Here is a 20,226-nt window from a genome sequence, read left to right as displayed (position 1 = left end):
TTTCATGCGGGCTCTTCTTATAATGTGGCGGTGAGAGAGGGGTTCGAACCCTCGATACGTTGCCGTATACACACTTTCCAGGCGTGCTCCTTCAGCCACTCGGACACCTCACCGTATTGTTTTTGTTGCCAACTTCAGGGGGCAACGGGGCGCTACTATAGGGATTGAACCGCATTCGGTCAAGTTTAATCTTCTGTTTCTGTACCGTTCGGTCAAGGTGTGAACGATGCCGAATTTTAGGCAAAAAAAAGTCTGAACGTGAATTCAGACTTTCTCTTGGAATGTGGCGGTGAGAGAGGGGTTCGAACCCTCGATACGTTGCCGTATACACACTTTCCAGGCGTGCTCCTTCAGCCACTCGGACACCTCACCGTTTTGTTGTTCCTTGACTGCTGGAACGGGCGCTAATGTAGGGAAAACGCTGGTCTGCGTCAATCCACTTTTTAGTCATTCTGGTGCGTTTAGCCAAACTTCAAACAACTTGTTTCTTAAAGCAGCAACAGATGGCGGTTTTTTATTATATTCATCTTATGTATTGTTGAGTACTTGCTGATAAGCCTAAGAAAAAATGGAGAAAGCATGGATATTATTTTTCATCACCCGACCTTTAATGCCCAACAGTGGATTGAAGGCATGCAACAAAAACTTCCAGAAGCATCGGTTCGCCAGTGGCAACCCGGTGATAACCAGCCTGCGGATTACGCGCTGGTCTGGCATCCTCCGGTGGAAATGCTCAGTGGGCGTCAGGAGCTGAAAGGGGTCTTTGCATTGGGTGCGGGTGTGGACTCCATTCTGAGCAAACTGCAGGCGCATCCTGAGATGCTGCCAAAAGGTGTGCCGCTGTTTCGCCTTGAAGATACCGGTATGGCGCTCCAGATGCAGGAATATGCCGTCAGCCAGGTGCTGCACTGGTTCCGCCGTTTCGATGATTATCAGGCGCTGAAACAGCAGGCGAAGTGGCAGCCACTTGATGACTATCATCATGAAAACTTCACCATCGGTGTGTTAGGCGCAGGCGTATTGGGTGGGAAAGTCGCAGAAAGTCTTGCCGCATGGGGCTTCCCGGTGCGCTGCTGGAGCCGCAGCAAAAAAGATTACCATGGCGTGACCAGCTATGCGGGCGCTGAACAGCTCGATGAATTCCTCAATGGCACGCGTGTGTTAATCAACCTGCTGCCCAACACGCCGCAAACGGTGGGTATCATTAATAGCCAGTTGCTCAACAAACTTGCGGATGGTGCTTACGTGATGAACCTCGCGCGCGGTGTGCATTTGATTGAAGACGATCTGCTGGCCGCTCTCGATTCCGGCAAAGTAAAAAGCGCGATGCTCGATGTGTTTGCTAAAGAACCACTGCCTGAAAACAGCCCATTGTGGAAGCATCCTCGCGTTGCGATAACACCACATCTGGCAGCGGTGACACGCCCCGAAGAAGCGATGGTTTACATTGCGAAAACCATTCGCCAAATCGAAAACGGTGAATCACCAGGCGGGCAGGTTTCTTTAGATAACGGTTATTAACATCATGCCCGGCTGGGCCGGGCTAAAAAACAATGGCGATAACTGCTATCCTTGCGGGAAAGAGATAAAAGGAGAGAGCCATGTATCCCGTTGACCTGCATATGCACACCGTCGCCAGCACCCACGCCTACAGCACCCTTCATGACTACATCGCGATTGCCAAAAGCAAAGGCATCAAACTGTTTGCGATTACCGATCATGGCCCGGATATGGCCGATGCGCCGCATTATTGGCATTTCGTGAACATGCGTATCTGGCCGCGAGTGGTGGAGGGCGTCGGTATTTTACGTGGCATCGAAGCCAACATTAAAAATACCGCCGGGGAAATCGACTGCACCGGCCCGATGCTGGACTCGCTTGATCTGATTATCGCCGGTTTCCACGAGCCTGTTTTCCCGCCACAAGACAGCGCTACGCACACCGAAGCCATGATTGCGGCGATGGCGAGCGGCAATGTCCACATTATCAGCCACCCTGGTAACCCAAAATTCCCGGTTGATATTCCGGCCATCGCGCAAGCAGCGGCGAAGTACAACGTCGCGCTGGAACTGAATAACTCTTCATTTACGCATTCACGTAAAGGCAGCGAGGCGAATTGCCGGGCGATTGCCGCCGCAGTGCGTGATGCCGGAGGTTGGTTATCGTTAGGTTCTGACTCCCATACCGCTTTTACGCTCGGGGATTTCGATGAATGCCGCAAAATTCTGGCAGAAGTTGAGTTCCCGGAAGATCGTATTCTGAATGTTTCTGTTCGTCGGATGCTCGGATTCCTTGAATCCCGCGGCATGTCGCCTATCGACGAATTCGCCACACTTTAATTTCTATAATATGGATAGCTAACATGAATGAGTTTTCAATTATTTGCCGCATTTTGGGATCGTTATATTACCGCCAGCCTCAGGATCCATTATTGGTTCCGCTGCTGACAATGATCCGCGATGGCAAACTGGCTGAGCACTGGCCGCTGGAGCAGGATGAGTTGTTGGCTCGCCTGCAACAAAGCTGCGACCCTCAACTGTTGGCTGCCGATTACAACGCGCTGTTTGTAGGCGAAGAGTGCAGCGTGCCGCCGTACCGTTCCGCGTGGGAAGAGGGCAGTAACGAAGGTGAAGTGCGTGAATTCCTTAAACAACGCGGTATGCCACTGGCCGAAACTCCAGCCGATCATTTTGGCACCTTGTTATTAGCCGCCTCGTGGTTGGAAGATCAGTCACAAGAAGATGAGTTTGAAGCGCAGGTTCGCTTGTTTGATGACTACCTGCTGCCGTGGGCGGGGACGTTCCTCGGTAAAGTCGAAGCTCACTCGACAACCCCGTTCTATCGCACTCTGGCACTGTTAAGCCGCGAAGCCATTCAGGCGATGCGCGATGAGCTGGAAGAAGAAAACGAAGAGTAGTGTTTTGTGATTTAAATCACATTTGAACTGCAACAATCAATTTAGATCTACAAAAAATGTGCGGTAGATCGTGGTCGAGCTATAAGGCTCTGCTATGATACGCCGCATGAACATACTTATTTCTCTGGCATTGACCACCGGTATTCTCTCTGGCCTTTGGGGCTGGGTTGCGGTGAGTCTCGGCCTTCTTAGTTGGGCTGGCTTCCTCGGTTGTACCGCATATTTTGCGTGTCCGCAGGGCGGTATCAAGGGGCTTTTCATTTCTGCATGCACGCTATGTAGCGGTGTATTGTGGGCGCAGGTGATCATTCACGGCAGCGCACTGGCTCCGCACCTGGAAATCATCGGCTATATGGTGACGGGCGTGGTGGCGTTTCTGATGTGCGTGCAGGCGAAACACATGTTGTTGTCGTTTGTGCCGGGCACATTTATCGGGGCTTGCGCGACCTTTGCAAACCAGGGCGAATGGCGAATTGTGGTGCCTTCGTTGCTGCTTGGATTGGTATTCGGCTTCGCCATGAAGAACAGTGGTTTGTGGTTAGCAGCGCGAAAAGCAAAACCTGAATCTCAGGTTATTGCCGAATAAAGTCAGCCACCTATAAATGAAAAAACCTCGCCATCGCGAGGTTTTTTATTATCTGATGATTATCAGGATTCAGGAGGGACGGACATCTCTCTGTATTTCGCCAGTATCGGGTTATTAATATCCTGCGGATTTTGCAGATCCCACAAGCCGCGGTTAATACCATCATTAACCAGATAAATAACGCCGGTTTCAATGGCCGACATCAAACACATCATGACGGGTTCGTTCGTCGTATAACCGATTTCACCTTCCAGCAATCGTTGATAATCCACGAAGCGGAATACCCCGGCCTGAACTTCATAAGACAAAATGGTTTTACTGGTATTCACTGAAGATAAAACTTCGCCAGTGCTGACGTTAACCACACGTAAGTTCACCGCAATTTGATCCAGCTGATATTGCGTTTCGCCACCGATGCCAAAGTAGCGAGCTCCCACACCACCTGATTTCACATTGCTTTCATATCCGATAATCGAACCTTCAACCATCACGTTTGCGGCGATTAGCGAATCCAGCGGCCTACGGTTATTCTCGGCAACCGTGCCATTTTCCTGTGCTGCACGAATGATCTTACGTTCGTTTAACAGGTTTTGCAGACCCTGACGTTCTAACGGAACAAACCAGCGTGAATCTTTTAATGCTGTTACCAGCATAGAAGTCGCACTTTGTGGAACCGCCGTTGAGAAGTTACTTGCTGGATAAGGTTTAAATTGCCCGGTTTCATCCTGAATATTATAAACCGAGACAAACAGTTTCCCTTTGGATTCCGGCAAATGGGTCAAATCACGATAACTTTGTGCCCGAGGCATAAGTGTAGGTTTCGCAGCTTCTTTTGGTGGCGCTGTCAAACAACCACTTAATAAACACACCGCTACGATGAGAAGTAAACGCTGCATGATGTTTATCCTTAAATACTTTTTGATTATTTAAGAGCCACTAGAAATCAGTAGATGAGTTCTGTAAGCCGGCAACCTGGATAGTTGATGTCTTCCCTGTTTTACGGTCAGTCACATTTAATTGCAGCTGCCCATCAGAGTTGGCGATATCAACGATAAAATCATTGGTTACCATGCGCCCTGGTTTGCCGGTATTAATATTGCTGAGCAAACCGCCTAATAACTGTGACTGAATGGCCTGAGTAAAGTTATCCAGTGCGGACGGAGTTTCAATACCAAAGTTGTCATCGAAGCTCGGGTCTTTATATGAGTTTTGTGCTTGTGCAGAATTAAGTAAAAAAGACCCGTTATTGGGGTTTCCGCCAAAGTTCGGGTTCGTAAACTGAAATGTCATATTGCCCGCCCACGACAGGGGCGATATTAGCAGTAAAGACAAAACTGCATGAGTGATACGCATGGCAGCCTCCTAAAATTCGTCGGTGGTTAAATCGCCGGTGCTCAACAATGTCTTGTCAATTTGCCGGCGATTAATCGCTTCTTCGGTTTGAACCAGTGCGATATTGACGTTACGGTCAAAATCACGTTTTGAGGGGAATAAAAAGGACTGAAAAATAACGTCCTGATCGACCGTTATCGTGATCCAGCTTCCCCAACGGGCACTGGGTCGCTCATTTATCGTTAAATTGCCGGTAAAACTGCTTTCCCACCTGTCGCTGAAGGCGCGATAAAAGTCATGCCCCACGGAAGAAACGGTGTGATCCGTTAATAATCCGGGGACTTCAACTTCCACGGCGCGAGCGCCCCCGGCGGCGCTGAGTAAAGCTGACGCCAGCAGTAAAGCAGCAGGAAATTTCATCGCTTTATCGCCTGAGGTTGTCGTTTGCCCAGGAAACCGCCTGAGTGCGGTTTTTTACAGATATTTTCTTGAAAAGATTATAGAGATGCGTTTTTACCGTGTTTTCACTTATAAATAACGACTGAGCAATTTCAATATTTGAAGCGCCAATACGCAATTTATTAAGTATTTCCTTTTCACGGTGAGTCAGGAGTGATGACTCAACATTATTGAAACGATAGTTCCCTGAGTGATTAATAAGGTAGCTGGCTAATTTTTGCGAGAAGTAACATTCTCCATCCATTACGCCACGAATCCCTTCTACTACACGGGGTTCTTCCTCGGACATATAAAACACACCATTTATATGCGGCCAATTTTCTATGTCACGGAATTGATACTCTTCAGGGGTGTTTAACAACAACAGTTTAATGCTGTTATGTTTGCGACCCAGGTTATCTTGCCAGTAGTTAATCAGCTTTTTATCGGCTTCAACCATATCGAAAAGCACCACAACATTACCGACGACATCTTCAAGAGAGCGTTGAATGTTATGAAGTTTCCCATTAATAGAGAGTGAAGACTTTAGATGCTGTAATAACGCAGTTGCTTGTAGCGAGGGTTTCGTGATCAACAATAAAGTTTGAGCATTTAACGCCTGACTATTCATAGTATGGACTTCATTAAACATGATGAAACTCCATCCGAGTTTGCGCATCGATCAGCTGGATTAACAGAAAGTTAATCCACCAGAAGTACTGATTGGTGCTGCACTGCTGTGTTTGAAATTAATATAACACTGTCAAATAACGCTAAGTTGCGCCCTGACTTATTGTGTTAAACAAAATGTTACTGCTGATTTCAATCTAGCGGTTACTAATCTTAAAGCAAGTGTTAAAGCTGTTACAGAATGTAACTGTAGATATTAAAATGTTGCAACTCAATGTTTTTGCTATTTAGTTTTAATACTAAAGTTGTACACATATTATAAATTGCACAGTTTTAAAAATCATACAAATGATTTTATCTTTTTGATTTTAAAGTAATATTTGATTTTGTTTTTCTGCTTACTGGAACTTAACACATGTAAATAGTGAAGGTTACACTCTCCTTTCAAGACTCTCTTAAGAAAACTCATCTTCGTGACAGAGGCGGCTAAAAATTGCCAAAGATGACTCTAAAAACTCAGCCAGACGGCAAAGTCAGGCTTGATTAACGAGGTTATTTTGAATGCTTGCAGGCTAATTAAAATTTTCATTAGGGAAGCCTTTGTTGTGTTTGGATTTTTTTATTTAACTCATGCTTTGTAATGAGTGGAAATATCAAAATACAACGTGCGGGTGAGATATTTTAAATGTTTCGAAGGACATACTCATTTCCGTAACGCAGCAATAACTTTTCATCGTTAGCGTTAACAAGCAAGCAGCAGTTTAAATTGGAAGAAATATTTCAATGGCTGCATCCAGACTCAGGGTGACAACATGAAAAACAGATCGTTATTTATGATGTTAGCATTGCTGGGTGCGCCTGGTTATGTATTTGCGAATAATCCTGACCTCGCAAAATCAGAATATAACTTTGCTAGAAATGAATTAAGCAAAAGTTCATTCAATCAGGCAGCAATAGTCGGTCAATATGGGAACAATAATAATTCACATGTTGATCAAAATGGAACCCGGCAGTTAGCGGTGGTCAATCAGACAGGTGCTGGAAACCGCGCGAACGTCGATCAATCAGGGAGTTACAACGTTGCATATATCGCGCAAACAGGCTACGGCAATGACGCGGATATTCAGCAACAATCGTCGGGTAATGCCGCACTTATTATTCAGAAAGGTACTGCTAATAGGGCAAGCATTATTCAACAGGGCACGCAAAAATCAGCAGTTGTTGTACAGAAACAGTCGCAAATGGCAGTACGCGTAATTCAACGCTAATACATGACTATTTGGACTAACATTCTCAATACAATGGGGGTTTCACCATGAACTTTTTCAAAATCGCAGCAATCGCAGTAGTGGTGGTTTCAAGCAGTGCAATGGCATCAGGCCTTCAATTCCCTTGGAATCCAGGTCACGGTGGCGGTAATGACAACGGCCCAGAATCAGAAATGAAAGTGTACCAACACGGTGCAAATAACAACGTCACTGCACTACAAGCTGATGCGAAAAAATCTACTGTAGATATTAAACAATATGGTGTTGGCAACGGTGCCGATGTTGGCCAGGGTGCTGATAACGCCTCTATTGACCTGCTGCAAAAAGGTTCTAATAACAACGCAACAATTGATCAATGGGAAGCGAAAGGCTCAACCATTGATGTTAGCCAATATGGTTCAAGAAACGGTGCGACTGTTAACCAAACAGCGGCTGGTTCTTCAATTGAGTTGACCCAGGTTGGCTACCGCAACGGTGCGAATCTTCAACAGCATTAATCAAGATTCTGCACTTTATAAAAACAGGGCTTATGCCCTGTTTTTCTTTTTATTCGGGAGGGTAAATAAAATGCACACCTTATTATTGCTGGCGGCTCTCGGTAATCAGCTCACTTTTGATACGCAGCAGCAGGGGGATATCTACACCATTGTGCCGGTGGCAACTTTAACTCAGGACTGCCAGTGCCAGTACAAACTTACCGCAAAACGTTCGGGTTCGAATGGCCAAAGCAACAGTAGCCAAAGCAGCCAGGTTTTTATCAAAGCCAATGAACCCGCTAAATTATCGCGCTTAAGCCTCAATATTTCACCCGGAGACAATGTGACGATCACCGTCACCGTTACGGATGGAAAAGATATTCATCTGGAAAAACAATGGGCTCCGCCTGGACGTGTTTAGTCGTGCAAAACATTCGTTAAATAAATGTTGTTAAAATGTGGATTTTATTAATTAAAAATACCAGGTTTTAACTGTAGTTCCGAGTGTTCCTTGCCGATAACCCTCATACCAATTAGTTGAGGAGTCCAAAGAGTGAAAACATCAAGCCTAAGACGTTCAATGCTGTTGCCATTCGTCATACTCGCTTTCCCTTTACTTAATGCCCATGCGGATGGGGGTGTTATTCACTTTCGAGGTGCAATAGTAGAAGACGGATGTCGTATGTCACCTCAGCAGAAAGGCGTTGAATTCACCTGCTCGCAAAACGGAAAGCCTGTCGTGCAAACGGTGGCTTTCAACAAAATTAATCAATTCTCCTCTGCTGGCGATGCCCCAGTTTCCACAAAGATTCATTATCTTGATGCGAAACGCCAACTGGCTATTCTGGAAGTCACTTACCGCTAGATCTAATGGCCCGAGAATTGCGGGCCATTAGAATTATCTTATCATTTTTTAATTTACCGTCGATTTTGTTACTATTCCCGCCGCCTGTGAATTAATGGCGCGCGAAATATAAGCGTATTGAGAAAAATCTCTATAAATTAAGACTAATATCGTTGTCTGAACGTCCCTCGCGAGATAAATCTGGCAGGTCGTCGTAGATGGAAAATGGTACTGAGCATGAAGTTAACGTTTAACATTATCGACTGGCAGGCGAGCGCACCCGGTTTATGCGAAAGCGACCAGTGGCAGGCGTGGAGCCAGGTCCCGGCTGAAATCGCGTTGAGCGCCCCTATAGCTAAATGCCGCCATTTGCCGATGATGACCGCGCGTCGCCTGGCTTCCGGGAGTCGTCTCGCTGTTGATTGCGCGTTAGCCATCCTGTCGCGCCATAAAGTTGACGCCCTGGTCTTTTCCAGCCGTCATGGCGAACTGGAGCGAAATTTCCGAATTTTGACTGCACTTGCCGAAAACGAAAGTCTTTCGCCAACAGATTTTGCGATGTCGGTACATAACTCAGCGGTGGGCAACACGACAATCGCTGCGCAACAAGCGCTTGTTTCCTCGTCCGTTTCAGCCGGATACGACAGCTTTGCTCAGGCATTAGTCGAAGTGACTTCCTTGCATCACGCGGGTTATCAGCGTGTTTTGCTGGTGGATTTCGATGGATTGATTCCAGAATTTTACCACTCGCATCTTGCTGGTGAAGCCGTCAAAATCCCGTTCGCCGTCGCGTTATTACTGGAAGCCGGCTCGCAAATTTGTTGTGAAACGACTCCTCGTCAAAACAGCGAATCGCAAGATTTACCACAAAGTCTGACGTTTTTGCACGGCTGGCTCGGCCAGCAAGCGGCGTTTACCCTGGCAGGCGAGCGTATGTCCTGGCGCTGGAGCCGCAACTAATGTGGTCGCGCATTAAATGGTACTGGCGAGTGCTAATGACCGGCTTTTTGTTTGTGCTATTTGGCAGCGGCGGACTGATTCTTTCACTGGTGTGGTTTAATTTACTGATACTGATCGTGCGTAATACTCGCCAGCGCCGCGAGATTGCGCGCCGTAGCATTGCCGCCAGTTTCCGGTTATTTTTACGCATCGGGCGCGGGCTGGGCGTGTTCGACTACCGTTTTGAAGGTTGCGAACAGTTAACAAACGATCGTGGATGTTTGATTGTGGCTAACCATCCGACGCTGCTGGACTACGTATTTATCGCCTCCCAGGCGCCGCATATAGGGTGCCTGGTGAAAGCGAGCCTGAAACACAATCCCTGTTTCCGGGGTGTGATAAAGGCAGCGGATTATCTGGTCAACAGCCAGGGCGAAACATTACTCCCGGAGAGCCAAAAACGCCTGGCGGAAGGGGAGGCGATACTGATTTTCCCTGAAGGGACGCGCACCAAACCTGGCGAACCGCTGGTTATTCAGCGTGGCGCGGCCAATATTGCCGTGCGCAGTGGCTGTCCTCTACGTTTAGTCCATATTTATTGTGACCAACGTTATCTGGATAAACACAGCCGCTGGTATCAGATACCCAAGCGTAAACCGATGATCACCGTGAGTGTTAAACAACGGATCGACAGCCAGGAATTTATGGCAAATCACGATGAAGCCCCCGCACTTGCGGCGCGTCGTCTGAGCCAATTTTTGTGTCAGGAGTTAGTTCCTGATTCTCGTTAAGACTCGGATGGTTATATGGAATCTTTAGAGACTGATATTAAACAACTCATTATCGACACCTTGAATCTCGAAGAGATCGGTGTTGATGAGATTGAAAGTGATGCCGCGTTATTTGGTAACGATGGCCTCGGACTTGATTCCATTGATGCACTGGAATTAGGCCTTGCGGTAAAAAAACGTTTCGGCGTGGTGTTATCCGCTGAAAATGAAGCGATGCGCGAACATTTTTATTCCGTCGCCAACCTCGCTGCATTTATTTCGAGCCAAAACCCTGCGCACAGCGCCTGATTAAAACCACGAGTACGTTATGAATAAAGAAGATATTTATCAGGAAGTCACCGGGTTACTGGTGAAGTTATTTGAACTGTCTCCTGAACAAATTACCCCGCAGGCACGTTTATACGAAGACCTGGATCTCGACAGCATTGATGCGGTCGATATGGTCGTTCATCTGCAAAAACGCACCGGCAAAAAAATCAAACCGGAAGATTTCAAAACGGTTCGCACCGTACAGGATGTCGTGGACGCGGTAGAGCGTCTGCATAGCGGGTCTTAATCGCGTGCTGGCAAAACGAGCGCTGAGTATTGCTGGAGGGCTGGCCGTCATCGGTTGGCCCTTTGCCGTCTGGCTCGTCATCGCATATCCCCATTTACACATTTTGCTGCCGATTCTGGCGCTGTGCTTTGTGCTGCGTTTGTGTACCTTACGGGGCAAAACCGGAGCCTTAAGCCGCGCCTTTAAAGGGCTGGCAATTGCAGGAGCGGTATTATGCGTTGCCAGCATCTGGATGCGTGAAGCACAACTTTTGCTGTGGTATCCGGTGGTGGTGAATGGCGTGATGCTGGCGTTATTTGGTTCGTCGCTGTTTAGCCGCATGTCGATAGTGGAGCGGCTGGCCCGCTGGCGCGAAGGGGATCTCCCACCCGCCGGTGTGCGTTATACCCGCCGTGTGACGCAAGTCTGGTGCGTGTTCTTTATCGTTAACGGAAGTATTGCGCTGTGGACAAGCCTTGCGGGCAATATTCACTGGTGGACGCTGTGGAACGGCATGATGAGCTATGTGTTGATGGGGCTATTATTTGCTGGCGAATGGCTGGTCAGGCAACGGGTGAAACGTCGCTATGAATAAACCTTTACCTCTCGCAAACTGGCTAAATTCCCACCGTCATCCGCTGCATGTTGTGGCGTTTGAAGGGCAGACGCGTTGGACGCAGGCCGATTTAATCAACGACGTTCATCGTATTTACAGCTGGCTTAAAACTCAGCCCGGCGAGCGTTGGGCGCTTTGTTTTGACAACAGCTACGATTTTATTGCCGCGCTATTAGCCACGCTCCACGCCGGAAAAACGCCAGTTATACCCGGCCATAGCCGTGAAGCACAACTGCGCGAGCAGCAAATCCATTTTTATGGCGTGTTGAGCGATGCGGCACTGAACCTCATTTGCCCGGTCATCAACCCGAAGGGTTTAGCCTGCACGGCGATTCAACCGTTTGAGTCGATTCCTGCCAATGCAGGCGTGGCGCTGTTTACCTCGGGTTCCACCGGCGAACCGGCACAAATCGTTAAATCGTTATCCGCACTGGATGAAGAAATTGCGTGGCTTGCCGCATTGTGGGGCGAAAGTTTAGGTGATTGCCGCGTGGTCGGTTCCGTTTCCCATCAGCATCTTTATGGCTTCACCTTCCGCGTGATGCTGCCGATGGCGCTCGGTTTAGCAACCGATGCAGCGATGATTCACTTCCCGGAACAACTCGCGGCCCACACATCCACTCCGCTGCTGTTTATCAGCAGCCCGGCATTTTTAAAGCGTCTCGATGCAAATCTGGCGGCACCTGACTTTAAGAGAGTCATTTCCGCTGCCGGAAAACTCGATGACGACACCGCGCAAACCGCCCGCGCCTGGCTTAACACACCGGTTTCAGAAATCTACGGCACCACCGAAACCGGAGTACTAGCGTGGCGAGAACATGTTCAACCCGCGCCCAAATGGCTGCCATTCCCGTTGGTGAATTTTATTGCCCATGAAGATGGCTGGTGGGTTGAATCGCCATTAATTGGCAGTAATCCTGTGCAACTGGATGACATTCTCGAATTTACGCCGCAGGGCAGTTTTCGTTTATCCGGGCGTCGTGACCGCATCGTAAAAATAGAAGAAAAGCGCATCTCACTGACTGAAATTGAACGCCGTTTGCAGGCGTTACCCGGCATTGAAGATGCGGCAGTGGTTCCAATACTGCGCGGCAATCGTATTGTGCTGGGCGCGGTCGTTGTCCCTTGCGGGCAAGACGGCAACAAGCAACTGTGGCGAGAAGCGCTTCGCGCCTGGCTTGAACCGGTCGCCATTCCGCGTTACTGGCGCATCGTCGAGCGCATTCCGCTCAATAGCCAAAGCAAACGCGCATGGACGCAATTACAGGAATTATTTGATGAAACCCGTTGAGTTACAGCGCTCACAACCCGAAGAAAACAAACTTTGTTTGCGCCTGGCGATTCCGGCAACTTTAGGCTGGTTTGCGGGGCATTTCCCCACGCAGCCGATTTTACCCGGCGTCGCGCAACTGGATTGGGTGATGGCTTACGGCGCGCAACTCGCACCGGGTCTGCGTTTTAGCGCCATCGACAGCGTGAAATTCCAGCGCCCGATTGTGCCTGACACCACACTGAATCTGACTTTAAACTGGGACGCACAGCGCAGCGTATTGAGTTTTTCTTACACCTTGCTGACTGACCAGGGCGAGATTCCAGCGAGTAGCGGAAAGATTAAACTATGTCCGTAGCGCCTTCGGCTTTTCACCCCTGCGTGGTGATCCCTTGTTACAACCACGGCGCGACGATGGCCGCAGTGCTGGCGCGGCTGCAACCCTATGAACTGCCTTGCATTATTGTTGACGATGGCAGCGAATCGGCGACCAAACAGCATCTGGCGCAATTAACCGGCGTCACCGTGATTGAACTTGAAACCAATCAGGGCAAAGGCGAGGCGGTGATAACCGGGCTGAAAGCGGCTGCGCAGGCGGGGTTTACTCACGCCATTCAGCTTGATGCGGACGGGCAACATTGCATCGAAGATGTGCCGCGCTTTTTAGATGAAGCCCGCGCCCATCCTGAAAGCCTGGTTTCCGGCATGCCAGAATACGACGAATCGGTGCCGAAATCGCGCCTTTACGGGCGCTACATCACGCACTTTTGGGTGTGGATTGAAACGTTATCGCTGTCATTAAAAGACAGCATGTGCGGTTTTCGCGTCTATCCGCTGGCGGCGACGCTGGCGGTGGTTGCCGAGCACCGCCCCGGTAAACGCATGGATTTCGACACGGAAATCATGGTGCGTTTGTACTGGGCAGGCACCGACAGCCGTTTTTTGCGCACCCGCGTGATTTACCCGCCGGATGGAATTTCGCATTTTGATGCGCTGCGCGACAACGTGCGCATTTCCTGGATGCATACGCGACTGTTTTTCAGCATGTTGCCGCGTATTCCGGCGCTGCTGGCCCGGCGTCGTAAAACCGCCCACTGGGCGCAAGTGCCTGAACGCAAAGGGCTGGCGGGAATGCGCCTGATGCTTAACATTTATCAGCGCCTGGGGCGTCGCGCCTTTAACGCGCTGCTCTACCCGGTGGTGGCGTGGATGTGGCTGACGGGAAGCACCCAGCGAAAAGCGTCGCAACACTGGCTGGCGCGGGTTCGTCAGCAGGCGGAAATCCAGCAAATCTCGTTGCCAAAAGGGTTGAACAGCTATCGCCATTTCTTACGTTTTGGTGATGCAATGCTCAACAAAATCGCCGCCTGGCGTGGTGATATTCTGTGGGGCCGTGACATTGAATTTGCGCCAGGCAGCCGTGAGGTTTTACAGCCGCAGGCGGGGCAGGGGAAACTCATTCTTGCCGCACACTTGGGTGACATCGAAGCCAGCCGCGCACTGGCGCAGGTTGAGGCCGGGTTAATCATTAATGCGCTAGTCTTTACCGACAACGCCCAGCGTTTTCGCCAGATCATTGAAGAGATCGCCCCACAAGCGGGCGTGAATTTATTACCGGTGAGTCACATTGGCCCGGAAACCGCCATGATGCTGCAAGAAAAACTTGAAGCCGGCGAATGGGTGGCGATTGTTGGTGACCGCATTGCGGTTAACCCGCAGCGCGGTGGCGAACGGCGTGTATGCTGGAGCCAGTTTATGGGCAGCCCGGCGCCATTCCCGCAAGGGCCGTTTATTCTCGCCGCCGCATTACGATGCCCGGTCATTCTGATGATGGTGTTGCGTGAACAGGGCAAACTGCGCATTCATGCGGAACATTTTGCTGACCCGTTATTGCTGCCACGCTCCACGCGCCAGCAGGCGTTGCAAGAAAATATCGATCTTTACGCGCAGCGCCTTGAGTTTTATGCGCTGCGTTCGCCACTCGATTGGTTTAATTTTTATGATTTCTGGCAGTTGCCGCCAGAACCAGGAAAGGAGTTCGGATGTTAAGCGATCCGCGTTTTTCCGTGGAAATCAGTATCAAAGTCCCATTCCATGATGTTGATGCGATGGGCGTGGTGTGGCACGGAAACTATTTTCGCTACTTTGAAGTGGCGCGTGAAGCGCTGCTCGGGCAGTTTGATTACGGTTATCGCGCCATGCAGGAGTCAGGTTACGTCTGGCCGGTGGTCGATACGCGGGTTAAATACCGCGATGTGGTGAAGTTTGAACAGCAAATTCTGGTGCGCGCCACGGTGATGGAATATGAAAACCGCCTGAAAATTGGCTATGAAATTGTCGATGCCGAAAGCGGAAAACGCACCACCACGGGTTACACCATTCAGGTTGCCGTTGAGGCAACAACGGGGGAAATGTGCTTTGTTTCCCCACAGATCCTTTTTGAACGCATGGGCTTGAGTTATGAATAGAATCATTTTTTTGGCCTTGCTGTTGATCAGCTGTGCGGCGAGTGCCGTGACGCTTGATGACGTGCAACGCAGCTTTGCGTCGCAACCGGTGGTGCGGGCGAAATTCCAGCAAGACCGCCAAATCAGCGGCATGGCGCAACCGCTGCACTCCAGCGGCGAAGTGCTGATCGCCAAAAGCAAAGGTTTATGGTGGCAACAGCAGCATCCATTCCCGATGACGCTGGTGCTCGATGACAGCCACATGGCGCAAATCATGGGCAATCAGGCTCCGCAAATCATCACCGCCGACAGCAACCCGCAAATGTTCCAGTTCAATCATTTATTGCGAGCGTTATTCCAGGCCGACCGCAAAGTGCTGGATGAAAACTTTTCCAGCGAGTTTACCGACCAGGGCAATGGCCAGTGGCAACTGGTGTTAACGCCGATTACCACGCCGCTCGATAAGCTGTTCAGCACCATTACGTTGCAGGGCGATAAATATCTGAATCGTATTGCGCTCAATGATTTGCAGGGCGATTTCACCGAAATCACCTTTAGTGACCACCGACTGGAACCGCGAAAACTGACACATGAAGAGCAACAGCGCTTCGCTTTCTGACGTGCATCGTCGCCTCGCATGGGGTTGGCTGGTGATCGTCATGTTGCTGGTGGCGTTGCTGGCCACATTGCTGCCAAAGGCAAAGCTCGACAGCAGCGTGCTTTCGCTACTGCCTGCCAGCAGCCTGGGGAATATTCCCCCGCAAATCGAGAACGGTTTTCTGCAACGTCTTGACCGGCAAATGATGTGGATGGTCAGCCCCGGCGATAAGCCAAATGACGACGCGGCTAAATGGTGGCAGGCGCAGCTACAACAGCAGCCGTTCCTGCAAGACGTGCAAGGGCCGATGGATGTCAAAGGCCAGCAGGAGTGGGGGAAATTCTACTTCGAACACCGCAATGGCCTGGTGGACAACCAGACCCGTAGCCGCCTGCAAAATGGCGGTGAAGCGCAGGCACAGTGGGTTTTGGCGCAGCTCTACTCGGCGTTTTCCGGCGTCAGCGGCAAAGAGTTAACTAACGATCCGTTGATGCTGGTGCGCGGTTCGCAACTGGCGTTGCAACAAACTGCCAGCCAGATGCGGCTTATCAACGGCTGGCTGGTGGCGCGCGATAAGCAGGGGCGTTACTGGTATTTGCTGCACGGTGAGCTGAAAGGTTCCTCATTTGATATGAAACAAGGACGCGCAGCGGTCGAACAGTTGCGAGCCTTGCAGCAAAATCTGCAACAAAAATTCCCGCAGGCGCAAGTGATGTCGCGCGGTACGCTGTTTTATAGCGATTACGCCAGCCAGCAGGCGAAACACGATGTTTCAACACTCGGCCTCGCCACGGTGATTGGCGTGTTGTTGTTAGTGTTATTGGTCTTCCGCTCGGTTCGCCCGTTATTTTTATGCGCCACTTCCGTTGCCATCGGGGCGTTAGCGGGCACCGCCATCACGCTGCTCTGTTTTGGCGAATTGCATCTGATGACATTGGTGATGAGCATGAGCATCGTCGGCGTTTCGGCGGATTACACTCTTTATTACCTCACCGAACGTATGGTGCATGGCGCAGAAAATTCGCCAATCGCCAGTTTGCGCAAAGTGCTTCCCGCTTTGCTGCTGGCGCTGGCGACCACCGCCATCGCTTATTTGATTATGATCCTCGCGCCATTCCCCGGTATTCGCCAGCTCGCGGTTTTCGCCGCCAGCGGGTTGATTGCCTCCTGCCTGACGGTGGTGTGCTGGTATCCCTTTGCGGTGCGCGGTTTGCCCGTCAGACCCGTGCCTTTGCGGGGTTTTCTGAATGGCTGGCTGAACGCCTGGCAACACAACAAAGCGGTGCGGTTTGGCGTGCCGCTGGCGCTGCTGGCGATTAGCGTTGCTGGAATCTCTACGCTAAAAATCAATGACGATATCGCCAGTTTCCAGGCCTTGCCGCAGGATTTAGTGCGTGAAGAGCAGGCGATAACCGCATTAACCGGGCAGGGCATGGACCAAAAATGGTTCGTGGTTTACGGCGATAGCGCCGAGCAAACCCTGCAACGGCTTGAGAAACTGGCACCGGTTTTGTCGCAAGCGAAAGCCAACAAACTCCTCGACAGCTACCGCCTGATCCCGCTCGCCTCCCTTGAACAGCAACAGGCAGATTTGCAATTGCTGCGCGAAGCGGCTCCCATTTTGCAAAAACGCCTCGCGGAAAGTGGCATCACGATTAGCGCGCCAAACCTGCAACAAATGGCGGTGACACCGGATCTCTGGCAAAAAAGCGTTATCAGTAGCGGCTGGCGTTTGCTGTGGCTGACGTTGCCGGATGGCAAAAGCGGCGCGCTGGTTCCCGTTAGCGGCGTTCACGACAGCCAACAACTCGGCCAGATTGCGGCAAAAATTCCGGGTGTCAGTTGGGTGGATCGCAAAGTGATGTTCAACGAATTGTTCAGCCATTTCCGCAGCTTGCTGGCAACGCTGCTGGCGGCGGCAGTGGTGGCGATTGCCGCCAGTTATGTGCTGCGTCTGGGCGTGAAACGTGGCTTGCTGAGTGTGGTGCCGTCGTTGTTATCGCTCGGCGGCGGCCTTGCGGCACTGGCCTTTAGCGGCCATGCGTTGAACCTGTTTTCTTTGCTGGCCCTGGTGCTGGTGCTCGGCATCGGCATCAACTACACCTTATTCTTTAGTAACCCTCGCGGCACGCCGTTGACTTCGCTACTGGCAATTTGCATTGCCTTACTGACCACGCTTTTTACGCTGGGAATGCTGGTCTTTAGCCAGACACAAGCCATCGCCAGTTTTGGCATTGTGTTGAGCTGCGGGATCTTCTGCGCCTTCTTAACCGCTCCCTTAGCCTTACCGCCTCACGGAAAGAGAGAATAATGAAAAAACTACCGACCCTCGCCTTACTGTTTAGCGCCTTATTACTCAGTGCGTGCAGTAGCAAAAAACCAGACGACACGCGCCCACAAGCATGGTTAAAACCAGGCACCTTAGTGACGTTACCCGCGCCGGGGATTTCGCCGTCTATCACCGAGCAACAGCTTTTAAGCGCCGAAGTGAAGGGCAAAACACAATCGCTGATGGTGCTGCTGAATGCCGACCAGCAGAAAATCATGCTGGCAGGTTTGTCGCCGTTGGGGATTCGTTTATTCCGTTTGACGTACGATCCCTCGGGGATTAAAACCGAACAATCCATCACGCTGCCAGAATTGCCTCCAGCCAGCCAGGTTCTTGCCGATATTATGTTGAGCTACTGGCCGATAAGCGCCTGGCAGCCGCAATTGCCAAAGGGCTGGACGCTAAAAGATATCGATTCGCGGCGCGAGCTGCGTGACGACCAGGGCGAGTTGATTGAAACCATTCAATATCTGATGCGCGACGGAATCCGCCAGCCGGTGATCGTGCATCATCTTCGTTTTGGTTATGTCATCCGTATTCAGCATCTGGACAGCTAATCATGATTACATTTTCAGCCGTGGGCATGGTCAATGCGCTGGGCAACAACCTGGATGAGATCGCGGCAAATTTGCAGACAGGCGTTGCGCCAGGCATGGGGCCGGATACTGACGGCTGGCGGCAGCAAGGTGAATGTTGGGTTGGACGCGTGACCGCAGAGTTGCCTGAGATTGCCCCGGAAATGGCGCGATACAACAGCCGCAACAACCGTTTATTGCTGGCCGCGCTGGCACAAATTCGCCCGCAGGTTAATCAAGCGATAGCGACATACGGCGATTCTCGCGTGGCGGTGATCCTCGGCACCAGCACCTCCGGGCTGGATGAAGGCGACCGCATGGTCAGCGGCAGCCACGCCGGAAACCCGCCAGACGCTTATCGTTACGGGCAGCAAGAACTGGGCGATCCGTCGCGTTTTCTCAGCGATTATCTGCAACTGTTTGGCCCGGCATTAACTCTTTCTACCGCCTGCTCGTCGAGCGCACGGGCGATTATTACCGGCAAACGGCTGATTGAATCCGGCATGGTGGATGCGGCGATTGTTGGCGGTGCGGATACTTTAAGTCGCATGCCGGTTAACGGCTTCGCCAGCCTGGAATCCTTAAGCGACGTGCGCTGCAAGCCATTCAGCGCCGAGCGCGACGGGATCACCATCGGCGAAGCGGGCGTGTTGATTTTGCTCACCAAAGAGCCGGGGAAAGTGCGTTTGTTAGGAGTGGGCGAATCATCGGATGCGTGGCATATGTCGGCTCCACACCCTGAAGGCGCGGGGGCGATTCGTGCAATAGAAATGGCGCTGCGGGAAGCTCAGCTTGAGCCGCATGATATTGGCTATATTAATATGCACGGCACCGCCACGCGGCTGAATGACGAAATCGAAGCCAAAGTGGTGAATCAACTTTTTGGCGACAGCATTCCTTCCAGCTCGACTAAGCATCTGACGGGCCACACTTTAGGGGCCGCTGGAGCCTGTGAAGCCGCGCTTTGCTATTTATTGTTGTCGCAAAATTTGCCGTTGCCCGCACAGGATTTCACTGACGCGCATCAAGACGCGAGCCTGGCGGTTTGTGGTTTACTCACCGCGCCAAAACCACTCATTAAACCTGCAATGCTGTCGAGCTCGTTCGCTTTTGGCGGCAATAATGCCTGCCTGATTTTAGGAGTTTCTCATGACTGATTTTCTTGCCCCTCACCACTATTTGCCGCACGAAGCGCCGATGTGCTTGCTCGAAACGGTGGTGGCGGTTGGACAAGAAAATGCGCATTGCCGAGTGACGGTGAGCCAAAATGGCGTGCTGGCCCCGTTTTTAGATGCGGATGGCAATCTGCCGGGGTGGTTTGCCGTTGAGCTGATTGCGCAGACTGTCGGTGTCTGGTCTGGCTGGCATTCGATGAATAACGGCGAAGAAGCCAGCCGCGTGGGGATGTTGCTCGGTGGGCGCGGTTTGCGCTGCCCAGCGGGAAATCTGCCAAACGGTTTGGTGTTGGATTGTTACGTCACGCTGCTGATGCGTGATGACAAAATCGGTAGTTTTGAAGGACAAATTCTCGCAGACGGCAACGTACTGGCGAGCGGGCGAGTGAATACCTATCAGCCCGATAATAATGAATTAGCACAGCTTTTTTAGCTCGGGCAAGCGCAGCGCCCCCGACGA

The 20,226-nt window shown here is 50.9% G+C and carries 26 protein-coding genes and 2 tRNA genes; 22 read left to right on the top strand and 6 right to left on the bottom strand.

The genetic code is table 11. The features are described 5' to 3' along the window. Window positions 1-25: 25 nt before the first annotated feature. Both D6029_RS20595 and D6029_RS20590 read right to left on the bottom strand, forming a co-directional pair. Window positions 26-113 (bottom strand) — tRNA-Ser (locus tag D6029_RS20595). A 171-nt stretch (window positions 114-284) separates the two neighbouring features. Continuing rightward, window positions 285-372, bottom strand: a tRNA-Ser gene (locus D6029_RS20590). 207 nt (window positions 373-579) lie between these two features. On the opposite strand from D6029_RS20590, the gene ghrA reads away from it, so the two are divergent. The 4 genes from ghrA to D6029_RS20570 all read left to right on the top strand — a co-directional run bounded on the left by ghrA (window position 580) and on the right by D6029_RS20570 (window position 3,503). Further along, the gene (gene ghrA / locus D6029_RS20585) at window positions 580-1,521 is read left to right on the top strand and encodes a glyoxylate/hydroxypyruvate reductase GhrA (RefSeq protein WP_120066548.1); all 942 of its coding nucleotides are present in this window, start codon (window positions 580-582) and stop codon (window positions 1,519-1,521) included. Between the two features lie 80 nt (window positions 1,522-1,601). After that, window positions 1,602-2,339 (top strand): phosphatase, encoded by a 738-nt coding sequence (locus D6029_RS20580; protein WP_120066547.1) that lies wholly within the window; start codon window positions 1,602-1,604, stop codon window positions 2,337-2,339. Between the two features lie 23 nt (window positions 2,340-2,362). Then, window positions 2,363-2,917, top strand: a complete 555-nt coding sequence (locus D6029_RS20575; RefSeq protein WP_120066546.1) for a TorD/DmsD family molecular chaperone — start codon at window positions 2,363-2,365, stop codon at window positions 2,915-2,917. Between the two features lie 97 nt (window positions 2,918-3,014). After that, window positions 3,015-3,503 carry a DUF1097 domain-containing protein gene (locus D6029_RS20570; RefSeq protein WP_208642702.1) on the top strand — a complete coding sequence of 163 codons (489 nt, stop codon included), beginning with the start codon at window positions 3,015-3,017 and terminating at the stop codon, window positions 3,501-3,503. A gap of 62 nt (window positions 3,504-3,565) precedes the next feature. Here D6029_RS20570 and csgG read toward each other — a convergent pair whose 3' ends face one another. Genes csgG through csgD form a run of 4 tightly spaced genes read right to left on the bottom strand, consistent with a single transcriptional unit; the run spans window position 3,566 to window position 5,925 of the window. Next, window positions 3,566-4,399 carry a curli production assembly/transport protein CsgG gene (csgG, locus tag D6029_RS20565; protein ID WP_034494424.1) on the bottom strand — a complete coding sequence of 278 codons (834 nt, stop codon included), beginning with the start codon at window positions 4,397-4,399 and terminating at the stop codon, window positions 3,566-3,568. A gap of 40 nt (window positions 4,400-4,439) precedes the next feature. Beyond that, window positions 4,440-4,856, bottom strand: a complete 417-nt coding sequence (gene csgF, locus D6029_RS20560; RefSeq protein ID WP_120066544.1) for a curli production assembly/transport protein CsgF — start codon at window positions 4,854-4,856, stop codon at window positions 4,440-4,442. Window positions 4,857-4,865: 9 nt separating this feature from the next. Next, entirely contained in the window at window positions 4,866-5,255 is a 390-nt protein-coding gene (csgE, locus tag D6029_RS20555) for a curli production assembly/transport protein CsgE (protein ID WP_120066543.1), read from the bottom strand. 4 nt (window positions 5,256-5,259) lie between these two features. After that, complete coding sequence (csgD, locus tag D6029_RS20550; protein WP_120066542.1) at window positions 5,260-5,925, bottom strand: biofilm master transcriptional regulator CsgD; 666 nt, start codon at window positions 5,923-5,925, stop codon at window positions 5,260-5,262. Between the two features lie 790 nt (window positions 5,926-6,715). On the opposite strand from csgD, the gene csgB reads away from it, so the two are divergent. The 18 genes from csgB to D6029_RS20460 all read left to right on the top strand — a co-directional run bounded on the left by csgB (window position 6,716) and on the right by D6029_RS20460 (window position 20,199). Next, window positions 6,716-7,171 carry a curli minor subunit CsgB gene (gene csgB / locus D6029_RS20545; protein WP_034494432.1) on the top strand — a complete coding sequence of 152 codons (456 nt, stop codon included), beginning with the start codon at window positions 6,716-6,718 and terminating at the stop codon, window positions 7,169-7,171. Between the two features lie 47 nt (window positions 7,172-7,218). Further along, on the top strand, window positions 7,219-7,668 hold the full coding sequence (gene csgA, locus D6029_RS20540; protein WP_034494435.1) for a curli major subunit CsgA: 450 nt from the start codon (window positions 7,219-7,221) through the stop codon (window positions 7,666-7,668). Window positions 7,669-7,738: 70 nt separating this feature from the next. Beyond that, window positions 7,739-8,068 carry a curli assembly chaperone CsgC gene (csgC, locus tag D6029_RS20535; RefSeq protein ID WP_120066541.1) on the top strand — a complete coding sequence of 110 codons (330 nt, stop codon included), beginning with the start codon at window positions 7,739-7,741 and terminating at the stop codon, window positions 8,066-8,068. 261 nt (window positions 8,069-8,329) lie between these two features. Further along, window positions 8,330-8,512: a hypothetical protein gene (locus D6029_RS22720; RefSeq protein WP_244212437.1), complete on the top strand. Its 183-nt coding sequence runs from the start codon at window positions 8,330-8,332 to the stop codon at window positions 8,510-8,512. A 216-nt stretch (window positions 8,513-8,728) separates the two neighbouring features. Then, window positions 8,729-9,451 carry a beta-ketoacyl synthase chain length factor gene (locus D6029_RS20525; protein ID WP_120066539.1) on the top strand — a complete coding sequence of 241 codons (723 nt, stop codon included), beginning with the start codon at window positions 8,729-8,731 and terminating at the stop codon, window positions 9,449-9,451. Next, window positions 9,451-10,221 (top strand): lysophospholipid acyltransferase family protein, encoded by a 771-nt coding sequence (locus D6029_RS20520; RefSeq protein ID WP_120066538.1) that lies wholly within the window; start codon window positions 9,451-9,453, stop codon window positions 10,219-10,221. Before D6029_RS20525 ends, D6029_RS20520 begins: the two co-directional genes overlap by 1 nt. Before the next feature lie 15 nt (window positions 10,222-10,236). Then, window positions 10,237-10,509, top strand: coding sequence for a phosphopantetheine-binding protein (locus D6029_RS20515; RefSeq protein WP_120066537.1), 273 nt, complete (start codon window positions 10,237-10,239; stop codon window positions 10,507-10,509). Between the two features lie 19 nt (window positions 10,510-10,528). Beyond that, entirely contained in the window at window positions 10,529-10,777 is a 249-nt protein-coding gene (locus D6029_RS20510; RefSeq protein ID WP_120066536.1) for an acyl carrier protein, read from the top strand. 4 nt (window positions 10,778-10,781) lie between these two features. Continuing rightward, the gene (locus D6029_RS20505) at window positions 10,782-11,351 is read left to right on the top strand and encodes a COG4648 family protein (RefSeq protein ID WP_147365254.1); all 570 of its coding nucleotides are present in this window, start codon (window positions 10,782-10,784) and stop codon (window positions 11,349-11,351) included. Then, window positions 11,344-12,663, top strand: coding sequence for an AMP-binding protein (locus tag D6029_RS20500; RefSeq protein ID WP_120066535.1), 1,320 nt, complete (start codon window positions 11,344-11,346; stop codon window positions 12,661-12,663). Before D6029_RS20505 ends, D6029_RS20500 begins: the two co-directional genes overlap by 8 nt. After that, window positions 12,650-13,000 carry an ApeI family dehydratase gene (locus D6029_RS20495; protein WP_120066534.1) on the top strand — a complete coding sequence of 117 codons (351 nt, stop codon included), beginning with the start codon at window positions 12,650-12,652 and terminating at the stop codon, window positions 12,998-13,000. Before D6029_RS20500 ends, D6029_RS20495 begins: the two co-directional genes overlap by 14 nt. Then, entirely contained in the window at window positions 12,991-14,691 is a 1,701-nt protein-coding gene (locus D6029_RS20490; RefSeq protein WP_120066533.1) for a glycosyltransferase family 2 protein, read from the top strand. Before D6029_RS20495 ends, D6029_RS20490 begins: the two co-directional genes overlap by 10 nt. Further along, window positions 14,685-15,110 (top strand): acyl-CoA thioesterase, encoded by a 426-nt coding sequence (locus D6029_RS20485; RefSeq protein WP_120066532.1) that lies wholly within the window; start codon window positions 14,685-14,687, stop codon window positions 15,108-15,110. The genes D6029_RS20490 and D6029_RS20485 overlap by 7 nt, the downstream gene beginning before the upstream one ends. Further along, complete coding sequence (locus D6029_RS20480) at window positions 15,103-15,708, top strand: LolA family protein (RefSeq protein ID WP_120066531.1); 606 nt, start codon at window positions 15,103-15,105, stop codon at window positions 15,706-15,708. Before D6029_RS20485 ends, D6029_RS20480 begins: the two co-directional genes overlap by 8 nt. Then, window positions 15,680-17,998, top strand: a complete 2,319-nt coding sequence (locus D6029_RS20475) for an MMPL family transporter (protein WP_120066530.1) — start codon at window positions 15,680-15,682, stop codon at window positions 17,996-17,998. The genes D6029_RS20480 and D6029_RS20475 overlap by 29 nt, the downstream gene beginning before the upstream one ends. Then, window positions 17,998-18,573: a DUF3261 domain-containing protein gene (locus D6029_RS20470; protein WP_120066529.1), complete on the top strand. Its 576-nt coding sequence runs from the start codon at window positions 17,998-18,000 to the stop codon at window positions 18,571-18,573. The genes D6029_RS20475 and D6029_RS20470 overlap by 1 nt, the downstream gene beginning before the upstream one ends. Window positions 18,574-18,575: 2 nt before the next feature. Next, the gene (locus D6029_RS20465) at window positions 18,576-19,748 is read left to right on the top strand and encodes a beta-ketoacyl-[acyl-carrier-protein] synthase family protein (protein ID WP_120066528.1); all 1,173 of its coding nucleotides are present in this window, start codon (window positions 18,576-18,578) and stop codon (window positions 19,746-19,748) included. Further along, entirely contained in the window at window positions 19,741-20,199 is a 459-nt protein-coding gene (locus D6029_RS20460) for a hotdog family protein (RefSeq protein ID WP_120066527.1), read from the top strand. The genes D6029_RS20465 and D6029_RS20460 overlap by 8 nt, the downstream gene beginning before the upstream one ends. Window positions 20,200-20,226: the final 27 nt, after the last annotated feature.

The sequence above is a fragment of the Buttiauxella izardii genome (assembly GCF_003601925.1).
GTDB classification, from domain to species: Bacteria; Pseudomonadota; Gammaproteobacteria; order Enterobacterales; family Enterobacteriaceae; genus Buttiauxella; species Buttiauxella izardii.
This window is presented reverse-complemented; position numbering and strand designations above follow the sequence as displayed.

Coding starts and splice junctions, on each gene's coding strand:
- D6029_RS20480 (WP_120066531.1), top strand. CDS start 15,103: ATGAATAGAATCATTTTTTTGGCCTTGCTGTTGATCAGCTGTGCGGCG.
- D6029_RS20520 (WP_120066538.1), top strand. CDS start 9,451: ATGTGGTCGCGCATTAAATGGTACTGGCGAGTGCTAATGACCGGCTTT.
- ghrA (WP_120066548.1), top strand. CDS start 580: ATGGATATTATTTTTCATCACCCGACCTTTAATGCCCAACAGTGGATT.
- D6029_RS20500 (WP_120066535.1), top strand. CDS start 11,344: ATGAATAAACCTTTACCTCTCGCAAACTGGCTAAATTCCCACCGTCAT.
- D6029_RS20465 (WP_120066528.1), top strand. CDS start 18,576: ATGATTACATTTTCAGCCGTGGGCATGGTCAATGCGCTGGGCAACAAC.
- csgF (WP_120066544.1), bottom strand. CDS start 4,856: ATGCGTATCACTCATGCAGTTTTGTCTTTACTGCTAATATCGCCCCTG.
- csgB (WP_034494432.1), top strand. CDS start 6,716: ATGAAAAACAGATCGTTATTTATGATGTTAGCATTGCTGGGTGCGCCT.
- D6029_RS20475 (WP_120066530.1), top strand. CDS start 15,680: ATGAAGAGCAACAGCGCTTCGCTTTCTGACGTGCATCGTCGCCTCGCA.
- csgC (WP_120066541.1), top strand. CDS start 7,739: ATGCACACCTTATTATTGCTGGCGGCTCTCGGTAATCAGCTCACTTTT.
- csgE (WP_120066543.1), bottom strand. CDS start 5,255: ATGAAATTTCCTGCTGCTTTACTGCTGGCGTCAGCTTTACTCAGCGCC.
- D6029_RS20470 (WP_120066529.1), top strand. CDS start 17,998: ATGAAAAAACTACCGACCCTCGCCTTACTGTTTAGCGCCTTATTACTC.
- D6029_RS20525 (WP_120066539.1), top strand. CDS start 8,729: ATGAAGTTAACGTTTAACATTATCGACTGGCAGGCGAGCGCACCCGGT.
- D6029_RS20580 (WP_120066547.1), top strand. CDS start 1,602: ATGTATCCCGTTGACCTGCATATGCACACCGTCGCCAGCACCCACGCC.
- csgA (WP_034494435.1), top strand. CDS start 7,219: ATGAACTTTTTCAAAATCGCAGCAATCGCAGTAGTGGTGGTTTCAAGC.
- D6029_RS20510 (WP_120066536.1), top strand. CDS start 10,529: ATGAATAAAGAAGATATTTATCAGGAAGTCACCGGGTTACTGGTGAAG.
- D6029_RS20485 (WP_120066532.1), top strand. CDS start 14,685: ATGTTAAGCGATCCGCGTTTTTCCGTGGAAATCAGTATCAAAGTCCCA.
- D6029_RS20490 (WP_120066533.1), top strand. CDS start 12,991: ATGTCCGTAGCGCCTTCGGCTTTTCACCCCTGCGTGGTGATCCCTTGT.
- D6029_RS20460 (WP_120066527.1), top strand. CDS start 19,741: ATGACTGATTTTCTTGCCCCTCACCACTATTTGCCGCACGAAGCGCCG.
- csgD (WP_120066542.1), bottom strand. CDS start 5,925: ATGTTTAATGAAGTCCATACTATGAATAGTCAGGCGTTAAATGCTCAA.
- csgG (WP_034494424.1), bottom strand. CDS start 4,399: ATGCAGCGTTTACTTCTCATCGTAGCGGTGTGTTTATTAAGTGGTTGT.
- D6029_RS20575 (WP_120066546.1), top strand. CDS start 2,363: ATGAATGAGTTTTCAATTATTTGCCGCATTTTGGGATCGTTATATTAC.
- D6029_RS22720 (WP_244212437.1), top strand. CDS start 8,330: ATGTCACCTCAGCAGAAAGGCGTTGAATTCACCTGCTCGCAAAACGGA.
- D6029_RS20515 (WP_120066537.1), top strand. CDS start 10,237: ATGGAATCTTTAGAGACTGATATTAAACAACTCATTATCGACACCTTG.
- D6029_RS20495 (WP_120066534.1), top strand. CDS start 12,650: ATGAAACCCGTTGAGTTACAGCGCTCACAACCCGAAGAAAACAAACTT.